At 71.8% G+C, this 23,680-nt stretch carries 21 protein-coding genes; 12 read left to right on the forward strand and 9 right to left on the reverse strand.

Translation table 11 applies throughout. The features are described 5' to 3' along the window. Positions 1–13: 13 nt before the first annotated feature. The 3 genes from RFN52_RS04005 to RFN52_RS04015 all read left to right on the forward strand — a co-directional run bounded on the left by RFN52_RS04005 (position 14) and on the right by RFN52_RS04015 (position 4,238). Positions 14–1,123 (forward strand): GDSL-type esterase/lipase family protein, encoded by a 1,110-nt coding sequence (locus tag RFN52_RS04005; RefSeq protein WP_184842377.1) that lies wholly within the window; start codon positions 14–16, stop codon positions 1,121–1,123. Between the two features lie 144 nt (positions 1,124–1,267). Further along, positions 1,268–2,905, forward strand: coding sequence for a cellulase family glycosylhydrolase (locus RFN52_RS04010; protein WP_184842380.1), 1,638 nt, complete (start codon positions 1,268–1,270; stop codon positions 2,903–2,905). A 208-nt stretch (positions 2,906–3,113) separates the two neighbouring features. Next, entirely contained in the window at positions 3,114–4,238 is a 1,125-nt protein-coding gene (locus RFN52_RS04015; protein WP_373308580.1) for an acyltransferase family protein, read from the forward strand. 10 nt (positions 4,239–4,248) lie between these two features. Here the strand turns inward: RFN52_RS04015 and RFN52_RS04020 are convergent, their stop codons facing one another. Continuing rightward, complete coding sequence (locus tag RFN52_RS04020) at positions 4,249–6,354, reverse strand: alpha-galactosidase (protein WP_184853783.1); 2,106 nt, start codon at positions 6,352–6,354, stop codon at positions 4,249–4,251. A gap of 133 nt (positions 6,355–6,487) precedes the next feature. On the opposite strand from RFN52_RS04020, the gene RFN52_RS04025 reads away from it, so the two are divergent. The 6 genes from RFN52_RS04025 to RFN52_RS04050 all read left to right on the forward strand — a co-directional run bounded on the left by RFN52_RS04025 (position 6,488) and on the right by RFN52_RS04050 (position 13,558). Then, the gene (locus RFN52_RS04025; RefSeq protein ID WP_184842383.1) at positions 6,488–7,525 is read left to right on the forward strand and encodes a LacI family DNA-binding transcriptional regulator; all 1,038 of its coding nucleotides are present in this window, start codon (positions 6,488–6,490) and stop codon (positions 7,523–7,525) included. Between the two features lie 71 nt (positions 7,526–7,596). Then, positions 7,597–8,922 (forward strand): ABC transporter substrate-binding protein, encoded by a 1,326-nt coding sequence (locus RFN52_RS04030; RefSeq protein ID WP_184842386.1) that lies wholly within the window; start codon positions 7,597–7,599, stop codon positions 8,920–8,922. A gap of 2 nt (positions 8,923–8,924) precedes the next feature. Then, on the forward strand, positions 8,925–9,848 hold the full coding sequence (locus RFN52_RS04035) for a carbohydrate ABC transporter permease (RefSeq protein ID WP_184842388.1): 924 nt from the start codon (positions 8,925–8,927) through the stop codon (positions 9,846–9,848). Next, entirely contained in the window at positions 9,845–10,669 is an 825-nt protein-coding gene (locus tag RFN52_RS04040) for a carbohydrate ABC transporter permease (protein ID WP_184842391.1), read from the forward strand. The genes RFN52_RS04035 and RFN52_RS04040 overlap by 4 nt, the downstream gene beginning before the upstream one ends. An 88-nt stretch (positions 10,670–10,757) precedes the next feature. Next, entirely contained in the window at positions 10,758–13,226 is a 2,469-nt protein-coding gene (locus RFN52_RS04045) for a CBM35 domain-containing protein (RefSeq protein WP_184842394.1), read from the forward strand. 203 nt (positions 13,227–13,429) lie between these two features. Next, on the forward strand, positions 13,430–13,558 hold the full coding sequence (locus tag RFN52_RS04050) for a hypothetical protein (protein ID WP_268254265.1): 129 nt from the start codon (positions 13,430–13,432) through the stop codon (positions 13,556–13,558). 498 nt (positions 13,559–14,056) lie between these two features. Here the strand turns inward: RFN52_RS04050 and RFN52_RS04055 are convergent, their stop codons facing one another. Together RFN52_RS04055 and RFN52_RS04060 are read right to left on the reverse strand one after the other, a co-directional pair. Continuing rightward, positions 14,057–15,025 (reverse strand): M56 family metallopeptidase, encoded by a 969-nt coding sequence (locus RFN52_RS04055; RefSeq protein WP_184842397.1) that lies wholly within the window; start codon positions 15,023–15,025, stop codon positions 14,057–14,059. Positions 15,026–15,031: 6 nt separating this feature from the next. Beyond that, positions 15,032–15,418: a BlaI/MecI/CopY family transcriptional regulator gene (locus RFN52_RS04060; protein ID WP_184842400.1), complete on the reverse strand. Its 387-nt coding sequence runs from the start codon at positions 15,416–15,418 to the stop codon at positions 15,032–15,034. A gap of 155 nt (positions 15,419–15,573) precedes the next feature. On the opposite strand from RFN52_RS04060, the gene RFN52_RS04065 reads away from it, so the two are divergent. The 3 genes from RFN52_RS04065 to RFN52_RS04075 all read left to right on the forward strand — a co-directional run bounded on the left by RFN52_RS04065 (position 15,574) and on the right by RFN52_RS04075 (position 17,122). After that, positions 15,574–16,149 carry a TerD family protein gene (locus tag RFN52_RS04065; RefSeq protein WP_184842403.1) on the forward strand — a complete coding sequence of 192 codons (576 nt, stop codon included), beginning with the start codon at positions 15,574–15,576 and terminating at the stop codon, positions 16,147–16,149. A 161-nt stretch (positions 16,150–16,310) separates the two neighbouring features. Beyond that, positions 16,311–16,883, forward strand: coding sequence for a hypothetical protein (locus RFN52_RS04070; RefSeq protein WP_311240887.1), 573 nt, complete (start codon positions 16,311–16,313; stop codon positions 16,881–16,883). Next, positions 16,871–17,122, forward strand: a complete 252-nt coding sequence (locus tag RFN52_RS04075) for a twin-arginine translocase TatA/TatE family subunit (protein ID WP_184842406.1) — start codon at positions 16,871–16,873, stop codon at positions 17,120–17,122. The genes RFN52_RS04070 and RFN52_RS04075 overlap by 13 nt, the downstream gene beginning before the upstream one ends. A 12-nt stretch (positions 17,123–17,134) precedes the next feature. Here RFN52_RS04075 and htpG read toward each other — a convergent pair whose 3' ends face one another. From htpG to RFN52_RS04105, 6 genes are all read right to left on the reverse strand, one after another. Beyond that, on the reverse strand, positions 17,135–19,033 hold the full coding sequence (gene htpG, locus RFN52_RS04080) for a molecular chaperone HtpG (protein WP_184842409.1): 1,899 nt from the start codon (positions 19,031–19,033) through the stop codon (positions 17,135–17,137). 83 nt (positions 19,034–19,116) lie between these two features. Beyond that, positions 19,117–19,896 carry a class F sortase gene (locus RFN52_RS04085; protein WP_184842412.1) on the reverse strand — a complete coding sequence of 260 codons (780 nt, stop codon included), beginning with the start codon at positions 19,894–19,896 and terminating at the stop codon, positions 19,117–19,119. A gap of 116 nt (positions 19,897–20,012) precedes the next feature. Continuing rightward, a complete protein-coding gene (locus tag RFN52_RS04090; protein ID WP_184842414.1) occupies positions 20,013–20,786 on the reverse strand; it encodes a hypothetical protein in 774 nt (257 codons plus the stop codon). A 192-nt stretch (positions 20,787–20,978) separates the two neighbouring features. Continuing rightward, positions 20,979–21,266, reverse strand: coding sequence for a DUF3040 domain-containing protein (locus tag RFN52_RS04095; protein WP_184842417.1), 288 nt, complete (start codon positions 21,264–21,266; stop codon positions 20,979–20,981). Positions 21,267–21,709: 443 nt separating this feature from the next. Beyond that, a complete protein-coding gene (locus RFN52_RS04100; protein ID WP_184842420.1) occupies positions 21,710–22,969 on the reverse strand; it encodes a cation:proton antiporter in 1,260 nt (419 codons plus the stop codon). A 337-nt stretch (positions 22,970–23,306) separates the two neighbouring features. Continuing rightward, complete coding sequence (locus tag RFN52_RS04105) at positions 23,307–23,609, reverse strand: putative quinol monooxygenase (RefSeq protein ID WP_184842423.1); 303 nt, start codon at positions 23,607–23,609, stop codon at positions 23,307–23,309. Positions 23,610–23,680: the final 71 nt, after the last annotated feature.

Below are 23,680 nucleotides of genomic sequence, written 5' to 3' on the forward strand. Positions count from 1 at the left end.
GGAAGGGACCACCATGCACAGAACCCCCCACTCGTCCCCGCACTTACGCGCCATGTCCGTTCTCGGCCTCCTGGCCACCCTGCTCCTCCCCCTCGGCATGACGTTCGCCCCGGGAGCGCTGGCCGCGCCCACGGCGGACCCCGTGCGCGTCATGCCGCTCGGCGATTCGATCACCGGCTCGCCGGGCTGCTGGCGGGCCGTGCTGTGGAACCGGCTGGCCAGCAGCGGATACCAGGACATCGACTTCGTCGGCACCCTCCCCCCGCAGGGCTGCGGCCAGGCGCACGACGGGGACAACGAGGGGCACGGCGGCGAACTGGTCACCAACGTGGCGGACCAGAACCTGCTGCCCGGCCGGCTGGCCTCCACCCGCCCGGACATCGTTGTCATGCACTTCGGCACGAACGACGTGTGGAGCAGCATCGCCCCCGACCGCATCCTCGCCGCCTACACCAAGCTCGTGGCGCAGATGAGGGCCTCCAACCCGGACATGCGGATCCTCGTCGCGCAGCTCATCCCCATGAACCCGAGCAGTTGCGCCGGCTGCGCACAGCGGGTCGTCGACTTCAACGCGCGGATTCCCGGCTGGGCCCGGGCGACCGGCACCGACCGCTCCCCCGTCACGGTGGTCGACCAGTGGACCGGCTTCAGCACGGCCGCCGACACCTACGACGGCGTGCACCCCAACGCCTCCGGCGACGACAAGATCGCCGCCCGCTGGTTCCCGGCCCTGTCGGCGGTTCTCGACGCCGGCGTCCCGCAGGATCCGGACGATCCGGGTGACCCGGGCGAGGACCCCGCGGCCTGCACCGCGCGTTTCCGGGCCGTCTCCTCCTGGCAGGGCGGCTACCAGGGCGAGGTGACGGTGACGAACACGTCGGCCTCCGCCGTCCGCGGCTGGACCGCGACCGTCGTACCGGCGAACGGAGCGCGTCTCACCCAGCTCTGGAACGGCAGCCTCTCCACGGCCGCCGACGGCACGGCCACCGTCAGGAACGCGGCGTGGAACGGCGCCCTCGCTCCCGGCGCGAGCGCCTCCTTCGGATTCGTCGCCACCGCCCCGGCAACGGCCGGCACCCCGGCGGCGACCGTCACCTGCACGGGGGCCGCACCGGCCGCATGACGGCCGTACGACAGCCGCGCCGGGCCGGACGCCCCCGGTGACGGGCCTCTCCGCACCGACCCCGCCGGCAGGACCCGTTCAGCACGGCAGCACCACAGCGCGACCGGCAACGTGCCCCGACCGACCCCCACCGATGGAGCCGTCATGAGACTCCGCCCCACCCCCACCCCTCCACGCCTGGCCACCGTGGCCGCCACCCTGTTCGCCCTCTTCGTGTCCTTCCTCGTCCTCACCCCGCCGGCCCAGGCCGCCCCCGCCGGCTTCCGGGTGCAGAACGGCCGGCTGCTGGAGGCGGGCGGGAACGACTTCGTGATGCGGGGCGTCAACCACGCCCACACCTGGTATCCGGACCGGATCAGTTCCCTCTCCCACATCAAGGCCAAGGGCGCCAACACCGTCCGCGTGGTCCTGTCCAACGGTGACCGCTGGACCCGCAACGACGCCGCCGACGTGACGAACGTGATCTCCCAGTGCAAGCAGAACCGGCTGATCTGCGTCCTGGAGGTGCACGACACCACGGGCTACGGCGAGCAGAGCGGAGCGACCACCCTGTCCCGCGCGGCCGACTACTGGATCAGCCTGCAGAGCGCCCTGGCCGGCCAGGAGGACTACGTCATCGTCAACATCGGCAACGAGCCGTACGGCAACACCAACTACACGGCGTGGACGGCCGACACCAAGGCCGCGATCCAGAAGCTCCGCAACGCCGGGCTCGACCACACGATCATGGTCGACGCACCCAACTGGGGCCAGGACTGGGCATTCACGATGCGCGACAACGCCGCCTCGGTCTTCGCCGCCGACCCCGACGCCAACACGGTCTTCTCGATCCACATGTATGGCGTCTTCGACACCGCCGCCGAGATCACCGACTACCTGAACCGCTTCGTGACCGCCAAACTGCCCGTCGTCGTCGGCGAGTTCGGCCACGACCACTCGGACGGCAACCCCGACGAGGACACCATCCTGGCCGTCACCCAGCAGCTCCGCCTCGGCTACCTCGGCTGGTCGTGGAGCGGCAACGGCGGCGGGGTCGAGTACCTGGACATGGTCACGAACTTCGACCCGGACCAGCTGACCAGCTGGGGCCGGCGGCTCTTCAACGGCGCGAACGGCATCGCCGCCACCGCCAAGGAGGCCGCGATCTACTCCGGCAACGGCGGCGACGCCACTCCCCCGACCGCTCCCGGCACCCCGACCGCCTCCGGGGTGACCTCCTCGTCGGCCACCCTGACCTGGGCCGCCGCCTCCGACGCGACCGGCGTCACCGGCTACGACGTCGTGCGGATCAGCGGCGGCACCGAGACGGCCGTCACCAGCAGCACCCGGACCACCGCCACCCTCACCGGCCTGTCCCCCGCGACCTCCCACACCTTCGCCGTCTACGCCCGCGACGCCGCCGGCAACCGCTCGCCCCGCTCCGGCACGGTGACGGTCACGACCTCCCCCGGCGGCTCACCGTCGGCCTGCGGTGTCGGCTACCGGGTGACGGGCAGCTGGCCGGGCGGCTTCCAGGGCGAGATCGTCCTCCGCAACACCGGCACCTCGGCGATCAACGGCTGGACGCTGCGCTGGACCTTCCCGGACAGCCAGCGCATCACCAACCTGTGGGGCGGTACGGCGACCCAGAGCGGATCCGAGGTGAGCGTCGCGGCCGCCTCGTACACGGCGACGATCCCCGCGTCGGGCTCGGTCACCCTCGGCTTCACGGCCACCCGGCCGGCCGCGAACCCCAGCCCGACGGCCTTCACTCTCAACGGCGCGGACTGCGCCGTGAGCTGACCGCGCCCTGGCGCGGCGGTGCCGTCGTGCTCCGGGCACGGGCGGCACCGCCGTTGCTGTGATCCGCGCTACACCGCACGGGAAAGCGGTTTACGTCGTTCCGCAGTGGTCAGGCGGCGGGGATGTCGCACCGGCACCCCACCGCCGCACCCCCGGCACAACGCGCAGGCACTCGTCCGGGTTGCCCGAACCCCGCACGGGAGGCGTGATGAGCGAGGACACCCTGCGCATGCGCGCGGTCACGGCCGGCGGGACGGAACGGCGAGCGCCGCAGCCCGTACCGGCCTCGGAACCGGCCGGCCGGCGGGACGCGTTCTTCGACAACGCCAAGTACCTGGCGATCGTGCTGGTGGCGATCGGGCACGCCTGGGAGCCGTTGCGGGACGGCAGCCGGGCGGCCGGCGCGCTCTACATGGTGGTGTACGCCTTCCACATGCCGGCGTTCATCGTCATCTCCGGCTACTTCTCGCGCTCGTTCGACGCGAGCCCGGGGCGGATCAGGCGCCTGGTCACCGGGCTCGCCGTGCCGTACCTCGTCTTCGAGACGGCGTACACCCTGTTCACCCGGTGGACCGACCAGGAGCCGGACCGGCCGGTCACCCTGCTGGACCCCCTCTACCTGACCTGGTTCCTGGCGGCCCTGTTCATCTGGCGGCTGACGACGCCCATCTGGCAGCGCGTGCGGTGGCCGCTGCCGATCGCCCTCGTCGTCGCGATGCTGGCGACGCTCTCGCCGTCCATCGGCAACGACCTCGATCTGCAGCGCACGCTGCAGTTCCTGCCGTACTTCGTCCTGGGTCTGCTGCTGCGGCCCGAGCACTTCCATCTGGTGCGGCGCCGCGCGGCGCGGATCCTGGCCGTGCCGGTCTTCGCCGGCGCGCTCGCGGTGGCCTACTGGGCCGTGCCGCGGATGAGCGGCGCCTGGTTCTACCACCGCGACAGCGCCGAGGAACTCGCCGCCCCCTCCTGGTACGGGCCCGTCATGACGCTGGCGACCTTCGGCTGCTCGCTGGTGCTGGTCGCCTGCTTCCTCGCCTGGGTGCCCGGCCGCCACACCTGGTTCACCGCGCTGGGCGCGGGCACGCTCTACGGCTACCTGCTGCACGGCTTCGTCGCGCAGGGGTCCAAGTTCTGGGGCTGGTACGAGCCGGCGTGGGTGCACCGGCCCCTGGGCGAGATCCTCGTGACGGTCGCCGCCGCGGTGCTCGTGACCGCACTGTGCACTCCGCCGGTGCGACGGGTCTTCCGCTGGGTGATGGAACCCGACATGGCGTGGGCGTTCCGCCGGGACGCGGGCGATCGGGCGCGGGAGCGGAACGCCGTACGGGCGTGAGCGGACCGTCTCACGGCTCCTGACCGAGCCGGATCAGCAACACCCCCAGCGTGCGCGGCACGGACACCGTCAGCCCCTCCCCGTCCCAGACGGCCCCGCCCGCATCCGCCGACGACGGATGCAGGACATCCACCCGGACGTCCCTGCCCGCCAGGTGCCGGACGGGGATACGGAGTCGCGCCGGTCCGCCGCGCCGCCAGACGGAGAGGTACGCCGTGCCGTCCCCGGGGGCCCGCAGCCCCAGGGCCAGCCACTCGTCCGTCCAGCCGGGCAGGCCCAGCGGCCAGAACGGCAGGGCCCGGGCGAGGTCGCCGCGGATCGACTTGTAGACGTCGACGGCGTCCCGGACGAGGGCGCGCTGGTGATCCGACATGCGGTTCAGGTGTCCGGAGAGGTGGATGCGACCGAGGAGGGCCCCGCCGAGGGTCCAGGCGATCAGGTCGTCGTCGTACTCGGGCTGCGGGTAGGCCCAGACGGCGCCCTGCTCGGGCGGGACCACGGCGGGCGCCGAGGCGGCGATGGGCGGGTAGCTCAGCGGGTCCTGCTGGTCGCTGGTGGACTGGAGCTGGGCGACGGCGAGGGTGGCGCCGTCCATGCGCATGCCGCCGGAGGCGCAGTTCTCGACGACGAGGCCGGGGTGGCGGTCCAGGACTGCGGAGAGCCAGTCCAGGTAGGCCTGGGCGTGCCCGAGCAGGCCCGCTCCCGGTGCGAGGTCGTCGGCGGCCTGGGTGCCGGGATCGACGACGATGTTGTAATCCAGCTTGAGGTAGCCCACGCCCCAGTCGCCGGCGATCCGGTCGACGGTCTTGTCGAGGTGGGCGCGGGCGGCCGGGTGCCGCAGGTCCAGCTGGTGGCGGCCCTGCTCGGTGAGGCGTACGCCGTCGCGCTGGAAGAACGCCTCGGGCGGCAGCTCGGCCGCGACGGGGCTGCGCACGCCGACGACCTCCGGCTCCAGCCACAGCCCGGGCACCATGCCGCGTTCCCGGATCCGGTCCAGGACGGCCCGGATGCCGCCGTCGGGGAAGCGCCGCGGTGAGGGCTGCCACGCGCCGACGCTGTCCCACCAGCCCCGGGTGTCGTCGTCGTACCAGCCGGAGTCGATGCAGAAGTACTCGGCGCCCGCGTCGGCGGCGGCGTCGATCAGCGGCAGCAGCTTGGCCGTGGTCGGGTCGCCCATGAGGGTGTTCATGTAGTCGTTGAAGACGACGGGGAGAACGGTGTGGTCGGGGTGCGGGCGGCGGATCGCCCGGCGGTAGGAGGTGAGGGCGCCCAGCGCGGTGTCGAGGTCCGGCCCGAGGGCCAGGGCACCGGGGACGGTGGTGAACTCCTCGCCCGGTTCGAGACGGATCCGCCACTGGTGCTCCGCGTCCGTGGGGCCGTTCAGCGCCAGGTAGGTGCCGTGTGCGCGTTCGCCGAGGTCCCAGCGCCAGCCTGCTGGGGACTCGACCTGCCACGCCCAGGCCCGGCCGCCGTCCCGCTCGGTCAGCGCGCCCATGGCCAGATGGCCGTCGGTGGGCCAGCTGCCGCGCCCGGTGAGGGCGAGGGCGGCCCGGCTGTCGTGCTCGTGGACGTCGGTGTTGATGTCGGCGACGGACGCGCGCAGCGGCTCGGCGTACCAACGGCACTCGGCGAGCCAGTCGTTGCGGGCCCGGTGGACGTCGAGGGCGTCGGGGGCGGGCAGGCCGCCGAGCAGCAGGCTGCTGACGGACTGGACGACCAGGCGCGCACGGCCGTCGTTGCGGAGCCGGACGCGGGAGCGCAGGACGGGCAGGCCGACCGGTGAGGTGAGTTCGACGAAGGCCGTCAACCCGGTTGCCGGGTCGTGGAGTTCGGCGGTCAGCCACTCCCAGCCGTCGCGGCTGCCGATCAGGTGGTTCCGGTAGGCGAGCCGCGCGCCGAAAGCCGTGCCGGTGAAGCGGGGGCCGGACCAGCCGCTGCCGTGGCCGAGGGCGGTGAGCTCGACGAGCGGGAGCGCGGAGTGCGGGTCGGCGCGGCGATCATCGCCGGGGTGGGTCAGCCGGAGCAGTCGCAAGGTCCCGTCGGCGGCGACGGCGAACCGGGCAGCGAGTGTCTCGTGCCCCCAAGTGAAGTCACTGTGCCGCTGGTTGGAGGCCATGTGCGCCGCATCCGCCGTGCCGGTCAAGGTGCTCCCCCTCCTGGCCCCGCCCCGTTGCCGGGGAGCGGAGGTCCGCGTGAATCCCTCGTTACGGTCTCTTGACGACCCAAGTGTGACCGGTCACAATCCTGGCATGAATGTGACCGGTCACACAAGGCGCCCGGCGAGCATCAGGGACGTCGCCACGGCCGCCGGGGTCTCGTACCAGACGGTCTCGCGGGTCATCAACGGCCATCCCAGCGTCCGGCCGGCCACCCGCGAGCGGGTGCTGGCCGCCATCGAGGAGCTGGGCTTCCGGCGCAACGCCACCGCCCTCGCCCTGGCCAGCGGGCGCACCCGCACCGTGACCGTGCTCACCGCGAACACCACCCACTACGGCTACGCCTCGATCCTCCAGGGCATCGAGGAGTCCGCCCGGGCCGCGTCCTACGCGGTCGGCATCGGCGTGCTGGAATCCGCCGAGGACGCGGCCGTCGCCGCCGAGGTGCAACGCGCGACGGACGCCGGCGGCGGGATCATCGTGATCGCCTACGATCCGGCCGGTGTGCGGGCGCTGGATGCCGTGCCCGACGGGCTGCCGGTGGTGGGCGTGGTCGAGACCCCGGCGAGCCCGCCCGGCGGCGAGAGCCCGTGGGTGTGGACCGACGACCGCGAGGCCGCCTACCAGGCGACCCGGCATCTGCTCTCCCTCGGCCACGAGACCGTGCACTACGTCGCCATCCCCTCCAGCACCCGCCGCACCAGTGCCCGCACCAGCGGCTGGCGGCAGGCGCTGAAGGAGGCGGGCGCCCCGGAACCCCGCCCGGTGCAGAGCAGTTGGGGTCCTGCGGGCGGACACGCGGCGGCGCTGAAGCTGGCCGGGGACCCGTCCGTCACCGCGATCCTGTGCGGCAACGACGACCTCGCCCTCGGCGTGCTCCGCGCCCTGCACGAGAGGGGCCGCGCGGTGCCGGGCGAGGTCAGCGTGGCCGGGTTCGACGACGCCCCGCACTCCGCCTTCCTCACCCCGTCCCTGACGACCGTGCGCCTGGACTTCACCGGCCTCGGCCGGGCCGCCTTCGCCCTGCTGCACGGGGCGCTGGAGGAGTCCGCGCCGGTCGCCCCGCATCCGGTGTCCGTACCGGAACTGGTGGTGCGGGAAAGCTCGGGCCCTCCGCCCTCCGGCACCTGAACGTCCCCCGTGAGCACCTCAGTTGTGAGTCCCGCTTCCTGAACCGAACCGCCTGCTCGGAAAGGCTCGAGATGAACAGAAGAGTTCTCCCCGCCCTGGCGCTGATATGTGCCGCGGGGCTGGCCGCCACCGCGTGCAGTGATCCCACCGCCGGGGACTCCGGTGCGGGCGACGCCGAGCAGACGGCGGTGAACCCGACCGCGCGGCTGGACGGCGTGAAGCTGACCATGTGGACCGCGCAGAACACGGTCAACGCGCCCAAGCAGGTCATCGACGCCTTCGAGAAGGCCACCGGCGCCGAGGTCGACACCCAGGCGATCCCGGACCTCTACGAGCAGAACGTGCCGACGAAACTGGCCTCCGGCGACCGTCCCGACCTGATGTTCTGGCAGCCGTCCATCTCCACGCTGCCGTTCGTCCAGCCAGGGCAGAACCTCCTCACGCTCGACGGCGAGCCCTGGGTCTCGAAGCTCGGCGACACGGAGAAGTCCCTCGGCGTCATCGACGGCAAGCGCTACGCGGCGATCGTCACCAGCCCGGCCATGCTCGGCGTCTACTACAACAAGGACGTCTTCAAGCAGGCGGGCATCGCCGAGAAGGACTTCCCCCAGTCCTACGACGAGCTGCTCGCACTCGGCCACAAGGTCGCAGACAAGACCGACGCGGCCGCCTTCTACGAGGCCGGCGGCGACAAGTGGCCGCTCCAGTGGCAGATGCAGGTCCAGCTCACCGACCTCGACCGGCAGTGGTGGGCGGACCTGAACGCCGGCAGGAAGAAGTGGACCGACCCGGTCGTGGTCGGCGCGGTCAAGAAGTACAAGGACAAGCTGCTCGGCGCCGGGCTCGCCCAGAAGAACTACCGCACGGGCACGTTCACCGGGCAGGCCGACGCCCTGTGGAAGGGCGAGGCCGGCATGGTCCTCAACGTCACCTCCTTCCAGAGCCAGTTGCAGGCCAAGTACTCCACCGCCGAGATCGACAAGAAGATCGGCTGGTTCCCGGTCGCCAACTCCTCGGCGACCGGCCTGTACTCCCCCGACCAGACCAACGGGGTCGTCGCCTTCAAGACCGGTGACGAGAAGCGGCAGAACGCGGCCCGGCAGTTCCTCGCCTTCTGGCTCGGCCCGGACTACCCGGACTACATCAAGGCGATGAAGATCCCGTCCGTGCAGCCGTCCGTGCCCACCCCCGGCGGGCTGCCCGAGACGTCCAAGGCCCAGGTCGCGGCCCTGCCGAAGGCCATCGGCGTGTTCCAGGCCAAGGCCATCGTCGCCCCCGACACGCACCTCTACCTGGCCGACATGATCTTCGGCAAGAAGAGCCCGCAGCAGGTCGCGCAGGCGATCCAGGACCAGTTCGCGCAGGTGGCCAAGGCCCAGGGCGCACCCGGGTTCTGACGATGGCGGACACGGTCGTACGGACACGCAAGCAGCCATCGGCAGCCGGCCCGCCCAGGAGCGTCGGACGGCTCCCGCGCGCCGCGGTGCACCACCCCTGGTGGTTCGCTCTCCCCGCGATCGCCGTCTTCGCGGGGTTCTTCCTGGTGCCCAACCTGCTCAACTTCTACTACCCGTTCACCGACTGGTCGTCGTACCACGCGGACATCGCCTTCACGGGCCTGGACAACTTCCGGACCATCGCCGACGACGGTTCGCTGCTGCGCGCGATCCGCACGACGCTGGTGTACGCGCTGCTGGCGGCGGTGTTCCAGAACGGTTTCGGGCTGGTGCTGGCGCTGCTGCTGGAGGACGACAGCCGCTTCAACCGGTTCTTCCGGGCCGTCTTCTTCCTGCCGGTGCTGATCTCGGCCCTCGCGACCGGGTACGTCTTCCAGGCGCTCCTCGACCAGGACGGAGCCGTCAACTCGGTGCTGGGCACCGACATCCCGTGGCTGGGCTCGACGACCTGGACGCTGGTGATCGTCACCCTGATCCACGGCTGGAAGTGGATGGGCCTGGCCATGCTGATCTATCTGGCGGGGCTGAAGGGCATCCCGGGCGACATGCTCGAAGCCGCCCGGATCGACGGGGCCGGGCCGTGGCGGACGTTCTGGTCGGTGCGCTGGCCGATGCTCGCGCCGGCCGTCACCTTCAACGTCACCACGGCGCTGATCGGTTCGATGAACACCTTCGACATCGTGCAGGCCACGACCGGCGGCGGGCCCGCGGCCTCCACCGAGGTCTTCAACATCTACATGTTCCGGATCTTCGGTCAGGGCCTGTACGCGCAGGCCTCCGCGATGAGTCTCGTGCTCTTCCTCGTCGTGGTCGCCGTGGCGATCCCGCTGGTCGTGGGACTCCGGCGAAGGGAGCAGCTGCTGTGACCCCGGTGTGGCGCTACGGCCGTCCCGCCCTGGTCCTGCTGCTGGCCGGGCTGGCGGTGGGCGTGCCGCTGTGGCTGGTCGCCGTCACCTCGGCCAAGCCGCAGGCTGAGGCGATCAAGCCGAACCTGGACCTGCCCCGGCACTGGCAGCCCGCCGCCAACTATGCGGACGCCCTGGCCGAGGGCGAGATGCTGCGCGGCTTCCTCAACTCCCTGCTGGTCGTGGTGCCTTCCGTGGTCCTGGTGCTGATCCTGGGCGCTGGTGCCGCCTGGGTGTTCGCGCGCCGGAAGTCGAGGCTGGTGTCGGCGGCGTACGCGCTGTGCATCAGCGGGCTGCTGCTGCCGCCGGCCGTCATCACCATCGTGATGGAGCTGCGCCAGCTCGGTCTGGCCGGCACCCGGCCCGGCATGATCGCCGTCTACACCGGCATGTACCTGTCGACGTCGATCTTCTTCATGACGGGCTTCATCCGCGCCATCCCCATGGAACTTGAGGAGGCGGCCCGGATGGACGGGGCGACGCCGTCGCGGATCTTCTGGCGGATCGTCCTGCCGCTGCTCCGGCCGGTCATCGCCACGGCGACGATCATGGTGACGCTCTACGCCTGGAGCGACGTCTTCTACGCGTTCTTCGTCCTCGGCGGCGGAGACCGGGCGACCCTGCCGCTCAACCTGTACCAGGTCGCCAGCGCCCAGCTCTACCTCAACAACTGGCATCTCGTCTTCGCGTACGTCGTGGTGATGAGCCTGCCCATGGTCGCCGTGTTCCTCGTCGGCCAGCGAAAGATCGTGTCCGGAATCACCAGTGGAGCCGTCAAATGACTGGAGGTCCAGCAGCGTGATCACCCCCACCCGCACGAGATCCCGTACCAGAACCGCCCTGTTCGCAGCACTACTTGGAGCAGCCGCCATGGCAGCCACCCTTCCCGCGGCCGGTCCCGCGGCAGCCGCAGCCGATCCGCAGCGCCTCACCGTCGACCTCGGCGCCTCCGAGGGCCCCGTGATGCTCGGCGCCAACGGCTCCCTCTACGGGCTCAGCGACGACGGGGTGCCCAGCGACGCCGTGATGGAGCCCCTGAAGATCACCAGCATCTCGCAGAAGCCGGAGGGCGGCGCCCAGCACCCCAACGGCGACGCGCTCACGGTCTCGAAGTCGTTCTTCCGCAGCGGCGGCGGCGAGATCAACGTGATGATGCAGGACATCTACGCCAAGTGGCCGTACGAGGACCTCGGCATCGACGACTACCTCCCCAAGGTCGACAAGATCGTCAAGGAGATATCGGCCGACCGGAACAGCGAACGCTTCGTCTACATCCCCTTCAACGAGCCCGACCAGATCTGGTACAAGCTCGACGTCCAGGACCAGGTCCAGTACGAGAAGAACCGCGACCGGTTCTTCAAGGACTGGAAGACGGTGTACCAGCGGATCCGCGCGATCGACCCGGACGCGCGTATCGCCGGACCCAACGAAGCCGCCTATCACACACGTCTGCTGAAGGACTTCCTCGCCTTCACCAAGCGGGAGAACGTGGTGCCCCAGGTGATGACCTGGCACGAACTCGGCTCCGGCTCCCTGCGTGACTTCCAGGCCCACTACGACGACTACCGCAGGCTGGAGCGCGAGGCGGGCATCGCCCCCCTGAAGATCAACATCGACGAGTACGCCAACCGCCGCGACCTGTCCGTGCCCGGGCAGCTCGTGCAGTGGGTGTCGATGTTCGAGCGCAACAAGGTGTTCGCCAACATGGCGTACTGGGACGCCGCCGGCAATCTCAGCGGCCATGTGGTGCGTTCCAACATCCCCAACGGCGGCTGGTGGCTGTTCCGCTGGTACGCGGGCCTGACCGGGAACACCGTGAAGGTGACGCCGCCGCAGCCGAACACCGTCGACACCCTCCAGGGACTCGCTTCCCTGGACACCTCCCGCCGCCAGGCCCAGGTGCTGCTCGGCGGTGCGGACGGCGACTCGGACGTGGTCGTGAAGAACGTCCCCCGGTCCGTGTTCGGCCGTACGGTCACGGCGACCGTCGCCGAGGCGGCCTGGTCGGGGTACGAGGGGCAGCACGCGGCGCCGCGGGTCCTGGCGCGCACCAAGGTGAAGGTCGCGGACGACGGCTCGGCGACGGTCCCGCTGCGCGGGCTGCACAAGATGTCGGCGTACCGGATCGTCCTCACCCCCGGCGGCTCGGGCAGCCCGGCCGCCGCCTCCGTCCCGTGGTCGGCGTCGTACGAGGCCGAGAACGCCGCCATCACCGACGGCAAGGTCTACACCCAGGGCACGGTGAGCAACGCCAACGGCTACGCCGCCTCCGGCACCCAGGACGTCGGCTCCCTCAACCAGCCCGGCAGCAAGGTCGCGTTCACGGTGAACGTGCCGAAGGACGGCACCTACGACCTGGCGGTCCTCTACGGCAACCAGTCCGGCGGCCCCGCCACACAGAAGCTGACCGTCGACGGCGCCGACCCGGTGACGGTCACCTACCCCTCGACCGAGAACTGGACCTACCGCGCGAAGAACGACGTCCGCATCCAGCTGAAGGCGGGGGAACACCAGTTGGTGTTGTCCAAGGGTGACGCCGAGGTCACGCTCGACCGGATCGACCTGACGAGCGACACCGGCGCGGCCTCCGCGTCGTACGAGGCCACCCTGGCGGACATCAGCGGCAAGCCGTCGTACGACTACTCGTCCTCGTCCGGCGTGGGCACGGGTGCCCTGGTGCTGCGCTCCGGCGACAAGGCCGTCTTCGACGTGTACGCCCCGCGGGACGGCTACTACACGGTGACTCCGCGGACCTCGGCGGCGGTGGGGCTCGCCCTGCACGGCGAGAGGGTCACGGCGGCGCCCGGCCGCCCGCTGCGGCTGTACCTCGTCGCGGGCAACAACCGGGTCGCGATGACGTCGGGCCATGCCGCGGTCCGCTCCCTCGACGTCTCCGGCGACGGCTCAACCTCCGGCACGCTTTCCTACGAGGGGGCCTCGGCCACGCTCGCGGGTGGCGCGAAGCTCGTGGACAGCCCGCACGCGTCCGCCGGCTCCTACATCGGCTGGCTCGGCAACAGCCCTTCCAGCACCGCCGAGTTCACGGTGACCGCGCCGAGGTCCGGACGCTATGTGATGGTCGTCCACTACGCCCACAACGACCGCCGGGACAACGGCCACGCCTACAACACGGACATCATGTCCCGTACGGCGGACATCAGGGTCGGGGACGCCGCACCGCGGAAGGTCACGTTCAAGAACACCTGGAGCTGGGACGACTACTGGACGGTCGGCGTCCCGGTCGATCTGGCGAAGGGCGCGAACAAGGTGACGTTCGGCAACGCCGCCGCCTGGGCGCCGAACATAGACCGGATCGAGCTGGGCCGGGTCGTGGGCTGAGCGACGCGACTGCTGACACCGGGTCAGCGGGTCCGGGTGCCGCAGTCCGCCGTGGAGGCGGGCTGCGGCACTGTCGCGTCGGGGGTGCCCCCTTCTCGGCCGATCCCGCCACGCGGGGACGCTCGGCGCGACCTCCCTCCGCCCGCACCCCCTGCCACGGGCACGAGGCCGGGCACCGCGAAGGCCGCCGCTCGGGGCCGGGCATGGGCACGGCCGTCGCTGCGGGTGCGGCGGGACTCGCGGCCGGCGTCGGCGGCGGCATGGTCGCGGGCGAAGTCGTCGACGAGGTCGGGGACTTCTTCGAGGGTGACGAGGAGGAAGAGGAGGGCTGAGGCCGGGCCCCGGCGGCTCCCGGGGTGGAACTTCCCGTTGCCTGCCGGGTGCGGCGCCGTTGCGGCCTGTCGCGCAGTTCCCCGCGCCCCTCAGGGCCCGCCGCGCAGAGGAAGGAAGGGCTGACGCCGGACCCCGGCGGCTCCCGGGGTGGAACTTCCCGATGCCTGCCGGGTGCGGCGCCGTTGCGGCCTGTCGCGCAGTTCCCCGCGCCCCTCAGGGCCCGCCGCGCAGAGGAAGAGGAAGGGCTGACGCCGGGCCCCGGCGGCTCCCGGGGTGGAACTTCCCGATGCCTGCCGGGTGCGGCGCCGTTGCGGCCTGTCGCGCAGTTCCCCGCGCCCCTCAGGGCCCGCCGCGCAGAGGAAGAGGAAGGGCTGACGCCGGACCCCGGCGGCTCCCGGGGTGGAACTTCCCGATACCTGCCGGGTGCGGCGCCGTTGCGGCCTGTCGCGCAGTTCCCCGCGCCCCTCAGGGCGCGCCCTACCGCTCGGGCGCGCTGGTCAGAGCGGTGTCGCCGCGTGCAGGATGAGGAACATCGTCACGGCCGCGTTCGCGGACGACATCGCCGAGACGGCTGTACCCGCCGCCGCGCCCCACGCGGCCAGTCCGACCGCCGTGAACGCCGGCGGCCAAGGGCGCACGGCGGGGGCCGGGCCGAGCAGCGCCGCCACCCGGCGCGGCACCGGGCCGGGAGCCGCGAGTCCCGCGAGGGTGGGCAGCGGGGTGCCCCGCGAGACGAGCGCGGCCGTGCCGATCGCCCTCGCCACGGTGCGGCGGCTGCCGATCACCCGGGCCGCCTCCTCGTCCGCCCACCGCTCCGCCGTGTACGCCACGGCGGTGGGCAGCGGCCGCAGGAAGGGGTTGGCGCGGGCCGCCAGTTGCACGGCGAGCAGGTAGCGGTCGTGCCGTGCGGCGAGGTGCGCCCGCTCGTGGGCGAACAGGGCACGGCGCTCGGCCGGCGGGAGCCGGTCCAGCAGGGCCGTGGTCACCACGACACGGCCACGCCCGGCGCCGGCGCGCGACACCCCACCGCCCCGGCGGCCTCCGGGCGGCAGCGCGTACGCATAGGGCACGGCGTCGGGGAGCACCGCCACCTCCGTCTCCCGCAGCCCGGCCAGGGCGCGATGCGCCTGACGGCGTACCCGCCCGTGCCGCCGCACCGTCCGGACACAGGCGACGACGACCGCGCACAGCGCGGGAATCGCGGCCTTGCCCACGACCTCGTCGTAGGGCACCGCCGCGCGCACCTCGGGGTCGGACCAGCCGTCCGGCAGCGGGTTGCCGGGCAGTTGCGCGGTGCCGACCACCATCACCAGCGCCAGGCACACCGTGCTGCACAGCGCCAGCACCACGGCCAGCACGGTCAGCAGGCGGGTCGCGGTGCGCGGATGCAGATGCTGTTCGGCGAGGCGGGCGACCGGCCAGGCGGTGAGCGGCAGGATCAGTGGCAGAAAGACGAAGACCCCCATGAGGCTTCAGTCTTCCCCTTCACTCTGGGCCTGATCCAGCAGGTCGCGCAGCAGCCGCTCCTCGTCCGGGCCGAGGCCGGTGACGAAGCTGGCCAGCACGGCCCCTCGGTCGCTCTCGGCGTCCAGCACCTTGCGCATCTTGCGGGCGGCCAGGCCCGCCTGGTCCGAGGCCGGTGTCCAGGCGAAGGACCGGCCGACCCGCTCCCGGGTGACCGCGCTCTTGCCCAGCAGCCGGGTCAGGATCGTGATCACCGTCGTGTACGCCAGGTCACCGCCGAGGCGTTCCTGCACCCAGCCGGCCGTGGCCGGGCCGTCCGCCTCCCGCAGCGCCGACAGCACCAGCGCCTCCAGCTCGCCCTGTCCCCGCCGGGGACGCTGCCCGGGACCCGTCACCGCCCCGCCTCCCTTTCACCGCCCTGCGTTGCCCTTGCGGACATCGTATAGATCCGTCGGGCCGATGCCGCCTGCTTCTACATTGCTGTAGATTCAGAGTGACATCCGCAGTGGCATCCACACCGCACACGTCAACGCTCAAGAAGGAGTACCCCGTGGGAGTTTCCCTGTCCAAGGGCGGCAACGTCTCGCTCAGCAAGGAGGCGCCCGGCCTGACCGCCGTCCTGGTCGGCCTGGGCTGGGACGTCCGCACGACCACCGGCACCGACTACGACCTCGACGCATCCGCCCTGCTCCTGGACGCGTCCGGCAAGGTCCCCTCGGACCAGCACTTCGTCTTCTACAACAACCTCAAGAGCCCCGACGGTTCGGTCGAGCACACCGGCGACAACCTCACCGGCGAGGGCGAGGGCGACGACGAGTCCGTCAAGGTGAGCCTCGCCGCCGTGCCGGCCGAGATCGACAAGATCGTCTTCCCGGTGTCCATTCACGACGCCGAGAACCGCGGCCAGAGCTTCGGGCAGGTCCGCAACGCGTTCATCCGGGTCGTCAACCAGGCGGGCGGCCAGGAGATCGCCCGCTACGACCTGTCGGAGGACGCCTCGACCGAGACCGCGATGGTCTTCGGCGAGCTCTACCGGCACGGCGCCGAGTGGAAGTTCCGTGCGGTCGGCCAGGGCTACGCCTCGGGTCTCGCCGGTATCGCCGCCGACTTCGGCGTCAACGTCTGACGGACCACCGCGCCGCCGGGCCCGACCGCGTGCGGCCGGGCCCGGCGACCGCATCAGCAACCGACCGGGAGACCATGTGGCCGACCCGTCCCGCCTCCGCCCGGACGACCGCGCGGACTTCGAAGCCGTACTGCACCACGCGCTGGGCACCGCGGACATCCGTGGCGCCCTGGGCACCGACCCGGGCGGCCGGGCGGCAGCGCACCTGCGCGCTCGCCCATGCCGACGACATCGCGGCGGCGGCCGAAGTGCCGTACCGCTCCTACCTCACCGTGCGCAGGGCCGCCCGGCACGAGACGCGGGGTCCGCTGGACACCGGCAGTCTGCTGCCGGCCCTCGCGGTGCTCACACCGCTCGTGGCGGGCACGTCCGCCGCGGCGCTGCTCCTGACCGGCGGTCTGCTGCACCTCGCCGACGCCCTCGGCCCGCTGCCCGGATCGCTCGTCGCGGCCGGCTGGACCCTGGCGCTCGTGGCGGCCGTGACCGGCCTCGGAACCCTGGCCGCCCTGCTGCACACGGCCCTGCGACGGCGCGGCGTGCCCCCGGCCGCCGACCAGGTGGAGCACGCCCGGCTGGTCTGGCGGCAGGAGCTGCTCGACCGCGGGATGCTGCCGCACCTGCGCCGGCACCTGCTGCCGCATCCCGATACGGCGATCACACCGTGTTCGCCGCCCGATACGCTCTCGCCGTGCCCGGCCCGGGCGAGAGAGGACAGGACACCATGTTCGGACTGAGCGAGTTCGCGATCATTCTCATCGTCGTCATAGCGGTCATCGGGATCAAGAAGCTCCCCGAGCTGACCCGCTCGGCCGGCAAGGCGGCCCGCATCCTCAAGGCCGAGGCCCGCGCGGCGAAGGACGAGGAGGCCGGGACGGCCCCCGCGCCGCGGGTGGTCCAGGGCGAGATCGTCCCGCCCGGCACCGGCACGACCCCGCCCGGTGCCCGGACGGCGGGCACCCCGGACCACCCCTGATCCGCCCAGTGGCTACAGCGTGCGCTCCAGGCGGTCGGCCACGAGCTTGACGAAACGCGCCGGGTCCTTGGGCTGGCCACCCTCCGCGAGCACCGCCAGGGTGTGGAGCAGCTCGGCGGACTCGGCGAGCTCCGTGCGGTCCCCGCTCGCCCCGTACGCCTCGTGCAGGCCCTTCACCAGCGGGTGGCCGGGGTTGAGCTCCAGGATCCGCTTGGTGCGCGGCACCTCCTGGCCCATCGCCCGGTACATGTTCTCCAGGGCCGGGGTCAGGTCGTGCGCGTCCGAGACGACACAGGCCGGGGAGACCGTGAGCCGCGTGGAGAGGCGGACCTCCTTGATGTCCTCGTCGAGCTGCTCGCGCATCCAGCCGAGCAGCCCGGCGTACTCCTCGGCCTGCTTCTCGCGCTCCTGGCCGGCCTTCTCCCCGCCCTCGCCGTCGAGGTCGATCTCGCCCTTGGTGACGGACCGCAGCCTCTTGCCCTCGTATTCGCCGACGGCGTCGACCCAGACCTCGTCGACGGCGTCGGTGAGCAGCAGGACCTCGATGCCCTTGTCACGGAACGCCTCCATGTGCGGCGAGTTCTCGATGCTCTGCCGGGACTCTCCGGTGATGAACCAGATGTCGTCCTGCCCCTCCTTCATCCGCTCCACGTACTGCGCGAGCGTCGTCGGCTCGTCGTCGGAGTGGGTGGTCGCGAACGAGGACACCGCGAGGATCGCGTCACGGTTCTCGGAGTCGGTGACCAGGCCCTCCTTCAGGGCGGTGCCGAACTCGCGCCAGAACGTGGCGTAGCGGTCGGCGTCCTTGGCCTTGATCTCCTTGACCGTCGAGAGCACCTTCTTGGTCAGCCGGCGCTGCATCATCCGGATGTGCCGGTCCTGCTGGAGGATCTCGCGGGAGACGTTCAGCGAGAGGTCCTGCGCGTCGACGACCCCCTTGACGAAGCGGAGGTACGGCGGCAGCAGCTCCTCGCAGTCGTCCATGATGAAGACGCGCTTCACGTACAGCTGGACGCCGCGCTTGAAGTCCCGCGTGAACAGGTCGTGCGGGGCGTGCGAGGGGACGAAGAGCAGGGCCTGGTACTCGAAGGTGCCCTCGGCCTGGAGCCGGACCGTCTCCAGGGGCTCGCGCCAGTCGTGGCTGATGTGCTTGTACAGCTCGTGGTACTCGCCGTCGGACACCTCGTCGCGCGAACGCGCCCACAGGGCCTTCATGGAGTTCAGCGTCTCGGGTTCGGGCGCGCCCTCGCCGTCCTTCGCCTCCGGGACCATCCGGATCGGCCAGGTGATGAAGTCCGAGTAGCGCTTGACGATCTCCCGGATCGTCCACTCGGAGGTGTAGTCGTGCAGCTGGTTCTCGGGGTCGGCGGGCTTGAGGTGGAGCGTGACGGACGTACCCTGCGGCGCGTCGTCGACCCTCTCCAGGGTGTACGTGGCCTCGCCGCGTGACGTCCAGCGGGTCCCCTGGCCCTCGCCGGCGCGCCGGGTCACCAGCGTCACCTCGTCCGCCGCCATGAAGCCGGAGTAGAAGCCGACGCCGAACCGGCCGATGAGCCCCTCGGCCCCGGCCGCGTCCTTGGCCTCCTTCAGCTCCTCCAGGAACGCGGCCGTCCCGGAGTTGGCGATGGTGCCGATGAGCCGCCCGACCTCGTCGTACGACATGCCGATGCCGTTGTCCCGCACCGTGAGGGTGCGGGCCTCCTTGTCGATGTCGAGCTCGATGTGCAGGTCCGACACATCGGCGTCGAGGGAGTCGTCCCGCAGCTTCTCCAGACGCAGCTTGTCGAGCGCGTCGGAGGCGTTGGAGACGAGCTCCCGCAGGAAGACATCCTTGTTCGAGTAGACCGAGTGGATCATCAGCTGGAGCAGCTGACGCGCCTCTACCTGGAACTCAAACGTTTCGGTCGTCATGGTTCGCGAATCCCTCACAGGTCCCACAGTCGCCTGAACTGGATGTCACTGTAAAACACCAAGTCAGGCCGCGGCCCCGGAAGTCAGACGAGGCGGGCGAAGACGACCAGGTTCTCGGTGTAGTCCCGGGCCTGACGGTCGTAGGCACCCGCGCAGGTGATGAGCCGGACCTGGGCGTCCGGTGTGTCGCCGTAGACGCGGTCGCTGGGGAAGGCGTCCTTCTCGAACGACTCCGTGGCGTAGACGACGAAGGTCGCCTTGCCGCCGTCGGCCCGCGCCACCTGGAACCGGTCGCCCTTCCTCAGCTCGCTGAGCCCGGCGAAGACGGCCGGGGAGGTCGCGGTGTCCACGTGCCCCGCGATGATCGCGGTACCCGCCTCTCCGGGGGTGTGGCCCTTGGCGTACCAGCCGACGAGGTTGGTGTCGTGCGACGGCGGGGGCTCCAGCTGGCCCGAGCTGCCGATGGCGAGGTCGGTGAAGGGCGCGTCGACGGAGATCTTGGGGATGAGCAGGCGGACCGGCCGGGACCGCGGCAGATGCCGGCCGGCGCCGGCCGCGGCGGACCGTTGCGGCGCGGCGGACCGTTGCGGCGCGGCGGACCGTTGAGGCGCGGCGGACCGTTGCGGCGCGGCGGACGTGGGCGGCGTGGCGGGCACCTCGGGGACGGCCGGGCTCGCGGCCACGGCCGGCGGGGCGTGCGGCGGGCCTGCGGCGTCGGACGACCCACCGCGGCCGCCGACCAGGCTCACGGCCAGGACGAGGGCGGCCACCGCCCACAGCACCGACACGACGGTGCGCAGCCGCCGCTTCGACTGTTCGGGGCCGGGGTCTGGGCCGGGGAGAGCGGGGGGACTGGCTGCCATCAAGGACCACCTCATTCGGGCACGGCAGCGGGCACGGAACGCGGGACGACGAGCCGGGCCGCCGCGACGCGAGGTGCGCGTGCGGCGGCCACGGCTGCTGTGGGATCAGGCGTCGGTCACACCGTGCCGCGCGAGGCCTTCTGGCGTCGCAGCGCGTACAGACCGGTGCCGGCCACCGCCAGCACGGCCATCCCGCCCGCGGTCACGCCCGGCGCGGAGGCCAGCCCGCCACCACCGGTGTGCATGCCGCCGCGCGGCTTGTCGTGCTTGCCGTGCTTGTCGTGCTTGCCCTCCCAGGAGCCCTTGTCGTGCTTACCGCCCCAGTCGTCCTCCTTGAAGGTGTCCGTGTCGTGCTTGGAGTTGCCCCAGTCGTCGGAGTTCACCGCGGAGAGGGCTCCGCCACCGGTGTGCATCCCGCCGTGCGGCTTGTGGTGCTTGCCCTTCCAGGAGCCCTTCTCGTGCCCCTTCTCCTTGCCGTGCTCCTCTTCCTTGCCCCCGTGGTCGCCCTTGTCGCCGTCCCACTCGTCGTCCGCGGTCACCGCGGCCAGGGCTCCGCCGCCGGTGTGCATCCCGCCGTGCGGCTTGTGGTGCTTGCCCTTCCAGGAGCCCTTCTCGTGCCCCTTCTCCTTGCCGTGCTCCTCTTCCTTGCCCCCGTGGTCGCCCTTGTCGCCGTCCCACTCGTCGTCCGCGGTCACCGCGGCCAGGGCTCCGCCACCCGTGTGTACGCCGCCGCGCGGCTCGTGGTGCTTGCCGTCCTTGTGGTGCTCCTTGCTGTAGGAACTGGAGTCGTTGTCCCAGTCACCCATTGCCTCGGCGTAGGCGGCGGGCGCGGTGATCGCGAGGGCGGCCGTGGCGGTGGCCGTTGCGAGCAGCATGCGGGCAGAGCGCATCGGTGAGTCCTTCCGTCGCGACCCGGGCAGCTGACGCCTCGCCAGCTCACGAGACCCGGCCTCGACTGAACCACCGTCAGTCATGCCGGGCGGCCCCACCATCCAGGGCGTTCACACGGGTTACGACGGCACTCCGACGGCGGAACGCCCCGGTGTCCCGGGGGCGCCGGAGGGGCCCGGAGGCCCTCCCCGTCAACGCCGTCCGAAGCCCCGGTGCGCCATGCGGGCCGGGTCCGGATCGGCCAGCTGGGCCGCCATGCCGACGAGGACCAGCCCGCCCGCGATGAGCAGCCCCTGGGCCAGGGCGATGCCGCAGGCCAGCACGGCGACGCCGAGTGCCAGCCCCCACCAGGCGCCGGTACGCCGGTACTCCCGGGGCCGGGCGGGGCGGCCGGATCTCATGGCCCGGGTGAACCGGGGGTCCTCCTGCTCGAGTCGTGCTTCGAGATCGACGAGGCGGTGGTCTTCGGACTGGGGCACGGCTTCTCCTTCCCGGAACCCGAGCGCTTCGAGGCAGGCACGACCGAGGTCATGACAAGTCCTGGGGTGTCGGGCCCTGCGGCGGTACGGAGGGAGACGGGCCGCCGATACGCCGGTGCGGCCGGCCGCGGCTGTCTCACCAGGGCTTCAGCTTCTCCCTCCTCCAACGGCTTACGCCATCGGGCCCCATGCTCATTCTTCCCGGTGGCCGACCCTCATGAACGCCGGTCCGGAAAGGGGGTGTTCGGGTCGGGGATGGGTGCTGTCACGGATGGCCGCGTGGGGCCGGGCAGGGCACGCGTCCGGCGCGCGCCATGGCGACGGTCGCATGGAGCGGCGCCGCGCCGACCTGCTCGTGAGGCCTGCCTGACGGACCGCCTGGGATCGCCGCCCCGCTACGCCACCCGCGTCGGGCTGATCGGGCCCTCAGCGCCGCAGCACGCCTAGCGCTCGGCCTCGGCGTGCTGGGGAGCGGCGGGTGGGGCGGTGTGCTCGGGCTCGGTGCCGGGCGCCGGGGACGTGCCGCGGGGCAGGAAGCCCTGCCCCGCCCGGAGCGCACGGGCGAGCAGGTGTGCGCGTCCGGCGGCGATGGGGCCGAGGACCGCGAGGACGAGGACGTACCCGGCGATGAACGGGGCGAGCCGGGCGTCGAGTCCGGCGCCGGCGGCCATGGCTGCCAGGATGAGCGCGAACTCGCCCCGGGCGACGAGGGTGGTCGCGATCTCGGCGGCGGGGTCGGTGCCGTAGCCGTACACGCGGGCGACGAGCAGACCCGCGAGGACGTTCATGACGAGGGTCAGTGCGGCCGCGGCGGCGACCGGTCCGACGACGGAGACGATGTCGCCGGGGTCGATGGAGAGACCGAAGGCGAAGAAGAAGATGGCCGCGAAGGCGTCGCGCAGTGGATGCACGAGGTCCCTGATGCGCGGGCCGGAGGGGGTACCGGCCAGGATCAGGCCGACCATGAACGCGCCGATGGCGTCGGCGACGCCGAGGACCTCGGAGACCCCTGCCACCAGGACGGCCACGCCGAGGAAGCTGATGACGAGCAGTTCGTTGTCACGGGTCGCGATGAGCCGCCCGACCGGTTTCGTGCCGTAGCGGGCCGCCGCGGCCAGCAGCAGCAGGAAACCGAAGGCCTTGGCACCTTGCAGGACCATGTCGCCGACGCCCTGGGCGCCGCTGATGACCGGCTGGAGGGCGGCCAGGTACAGGGCGAGGAAGATGTCCTCGACCACGATGACGCCCAGGATGAGGCGCGTCTCCGGGCGGCCGATGCGGCCCAGGTCGATGAGGACCTTGGTGACGATGGCGGACGAGGAGATGCCGAGGACACCGGCGAGGACCAGCGCCTCCCGGAGGCCCCAGCCCAGGGCGAAGCCGAATCCCAGCCCCGCGCCGACGTTGAGCAGCAGGTAGATCCCACCCGCCGTCAGCAGGCGCCGGCCGCCGCTCCTGAGATCGTCGAGGTGGAACTCCAGGCCCAGGTAGAACAGCAGCAGCACCAGGCCGAGCGCGGCAAGCATCTCGAAGTCGTGTGCGTCCTCGACGATGACGAGGCCCGGAGTGTGGGGGCCGAGCAGGATGCCCGCGAGCATGAACAGCGGGATGGTGGGGAGTCCGATCCTGCCGCCGAGGCGGGCGAGGAGGGCGGCGGCCAGGAAGGCTCCTCCCATGGCGAGAAGGCTGTCAGCGTGTCCCACGGATCACCACCTTCGAGGGCGCGCAGACGGATCGTTTCACCGGGCAGGGATGGATAGGGGCTCCTCCTTCAGGGGCCTTGAGGGGTGGCGTGGTGCGCCTCTCGGCGCGATCCGGGGCCGCGGCCGTGACGGCCGGTGCGGCGGTCCGGGCGGTGCTGCCAGCCTCACACGGGCACCGGTGGCGTCGCCATCGGTGCCGGTACCCATCTCCGGGTGGTGACGACACCCACCCGTCCTCTCCCTCCGTGGAAGAGACGAGTCTCCCCGCCGGACGCGAACCGGCGGGGAGACGACCGGGGCGAGCCCGGTGAGCAGACGGGTGCCGTGGGTAGGTGCGTCAGGCGAGGGGTTCGGAGACGAGCTGGACCACCGTCGCCGGGCCGGCCCTGAACGCGGTGGCGGCCGCGTCGGCCTCGACCATGTGCGGGCTGACGTCGTGCGCGGCGAGCGCTTCCTCGGACGACCACCGCTCGATCAGGACGAAGCGGTCGGGGGCGTCACACACCTGGTGCATGTCGTACTGGAGGCATCCCTCTTCGGCCCGCACGAGCGGGGCGGTCCGCTCGAAGGCGGCGATCTGGTCCTTCCCCCGGCCCGGGAGCGTGGTGATGTGGATGACGAGCCGTATCGGCTGGGACATCTGTCGAACCCTTCTTCTCCTGCTGTGGCCCGGCGGGTTCGCCGGGGCCCTGGTCACATGTCGCGGGGCGC

Origin of the sequence: Streptomyces collinus (assembly GCF_031348265.1) — a bacterium.
GTDB lineage: Bacteria > Actinomycetota > Actinomycetes > Streptomycetales > Streptomycetaceae > Streptomyces > Streptomyces collinus.

Excerpts from the sequence above, each read along its gene's own strand:
- RFN52_RS04005 (WP_184842377.1), top strand. The coding sequence starts at position 14 with ATGCACAGAACCCCCCACTCGTCCCCGCACTTACGCGCCATGTCCGTT.
- RFN52_RS04010 (WP_184842380.1), top strand. The coding sequence starts at position 1,268 with ATGAGACTCCGCCCCACCCCCACCCCTCCACGCCTGGCCACCGTGGCC.
- RFN52_RS04015 (WP_373308580.1), top strand. The coding sequence starts at position 3,114 with ATGAGCGAGGACACCCTGCGCATGCGCGCGGTCACGGCCGGCGGGACG.
- RFN52_RS04020 (WP_184853783.1), bottom strand. The coding sequence starts at position 6,354 with ATGGCCTCCAACCAGCGGCACAGTGACTTCACTTGGGGGCACGAGACA.
- RFN52_RS04025 (WP_184842383.1), top strand. The coding sequence starts at position 6,488 with ATGAATGTGACCGGTCACACAAGGCGCCCGGCGAGCATCAGGGACGTC.
- RFN52_RS04030 (WP_184842386.1), top strand. The coding sequence starts at position 7,597 with ATGAACAGAAGAGTTCTCCCCGCCCTGGCGCTGATATGTGCCGCGGGG.
- RFN52_RS04035 (WP_184842388.1), top strand. The coding sequence starts at position 8,925 with ATGGCGGACACGGTCGTACGGACACGCAAGCAGCCATCGGCAGCCGGC.
- RFN52_RS04045 (WP_184842394.1), top strand. The coding sequence starts at position 10,758 with ATGGCAGCCACCCTTCCCGCGGCCGGTCCCGCGGCAGCCGCAGCCGAT.
- RFN52_RS04050 (WP_268254265.1), top strand. The coding sequence starts at position 13,430 with ATGGGCACGGCCGTCGCTGCGGGTGCGGCGGGACTCGCGGCCGGCGTC.
- RFN52_RS04055 (WP_184842397.1), bottom strand. The coding sequence starts at position 15,025 with ATGGGGGTCTTCGTCTTTCTGCCACTGATCCTGCCGCTCACCGCCTGG.
- RFN52_RS04075 (WP_184842406.1), top strand. The coding sequence starts at position 16,871 with ATGTTCGGACTGAGCGAGTTCGCGATCATTCTCATCGTCGTCATAGCG.
- htpG (WP_184842409.1), bottom strand. The coding sequence starts at position 19,033 with ATGACGACCGAAACGTTTGAGTTCCAGGTAGAGGCGCGTCAGCTGCTC.
- RFN52_RS04085 (WP_184842412.1), bottom strand. The coding sequence starts at position 19,896 with ATGGCAGCCAGTCCCCCCGCTCTCCCCGGCCCAGACCCCGGCCCCGAA.
- RFN52_RS04090 (WP_184842414.1), bottom strand. The coding sequence starts at position 20,786 with ATGCGCTCTGCCCGCATGCTGCTCGCAACGGCCACCGCCACGGCCGCC.
- RFN52_RS04105 (WP_184842423.1), bottom strand. The coding sequence starts at position 23,609 with ATGTCCCAGCCGATACGGCTCGTCATCCACATCACCACGCTCCCGGGC.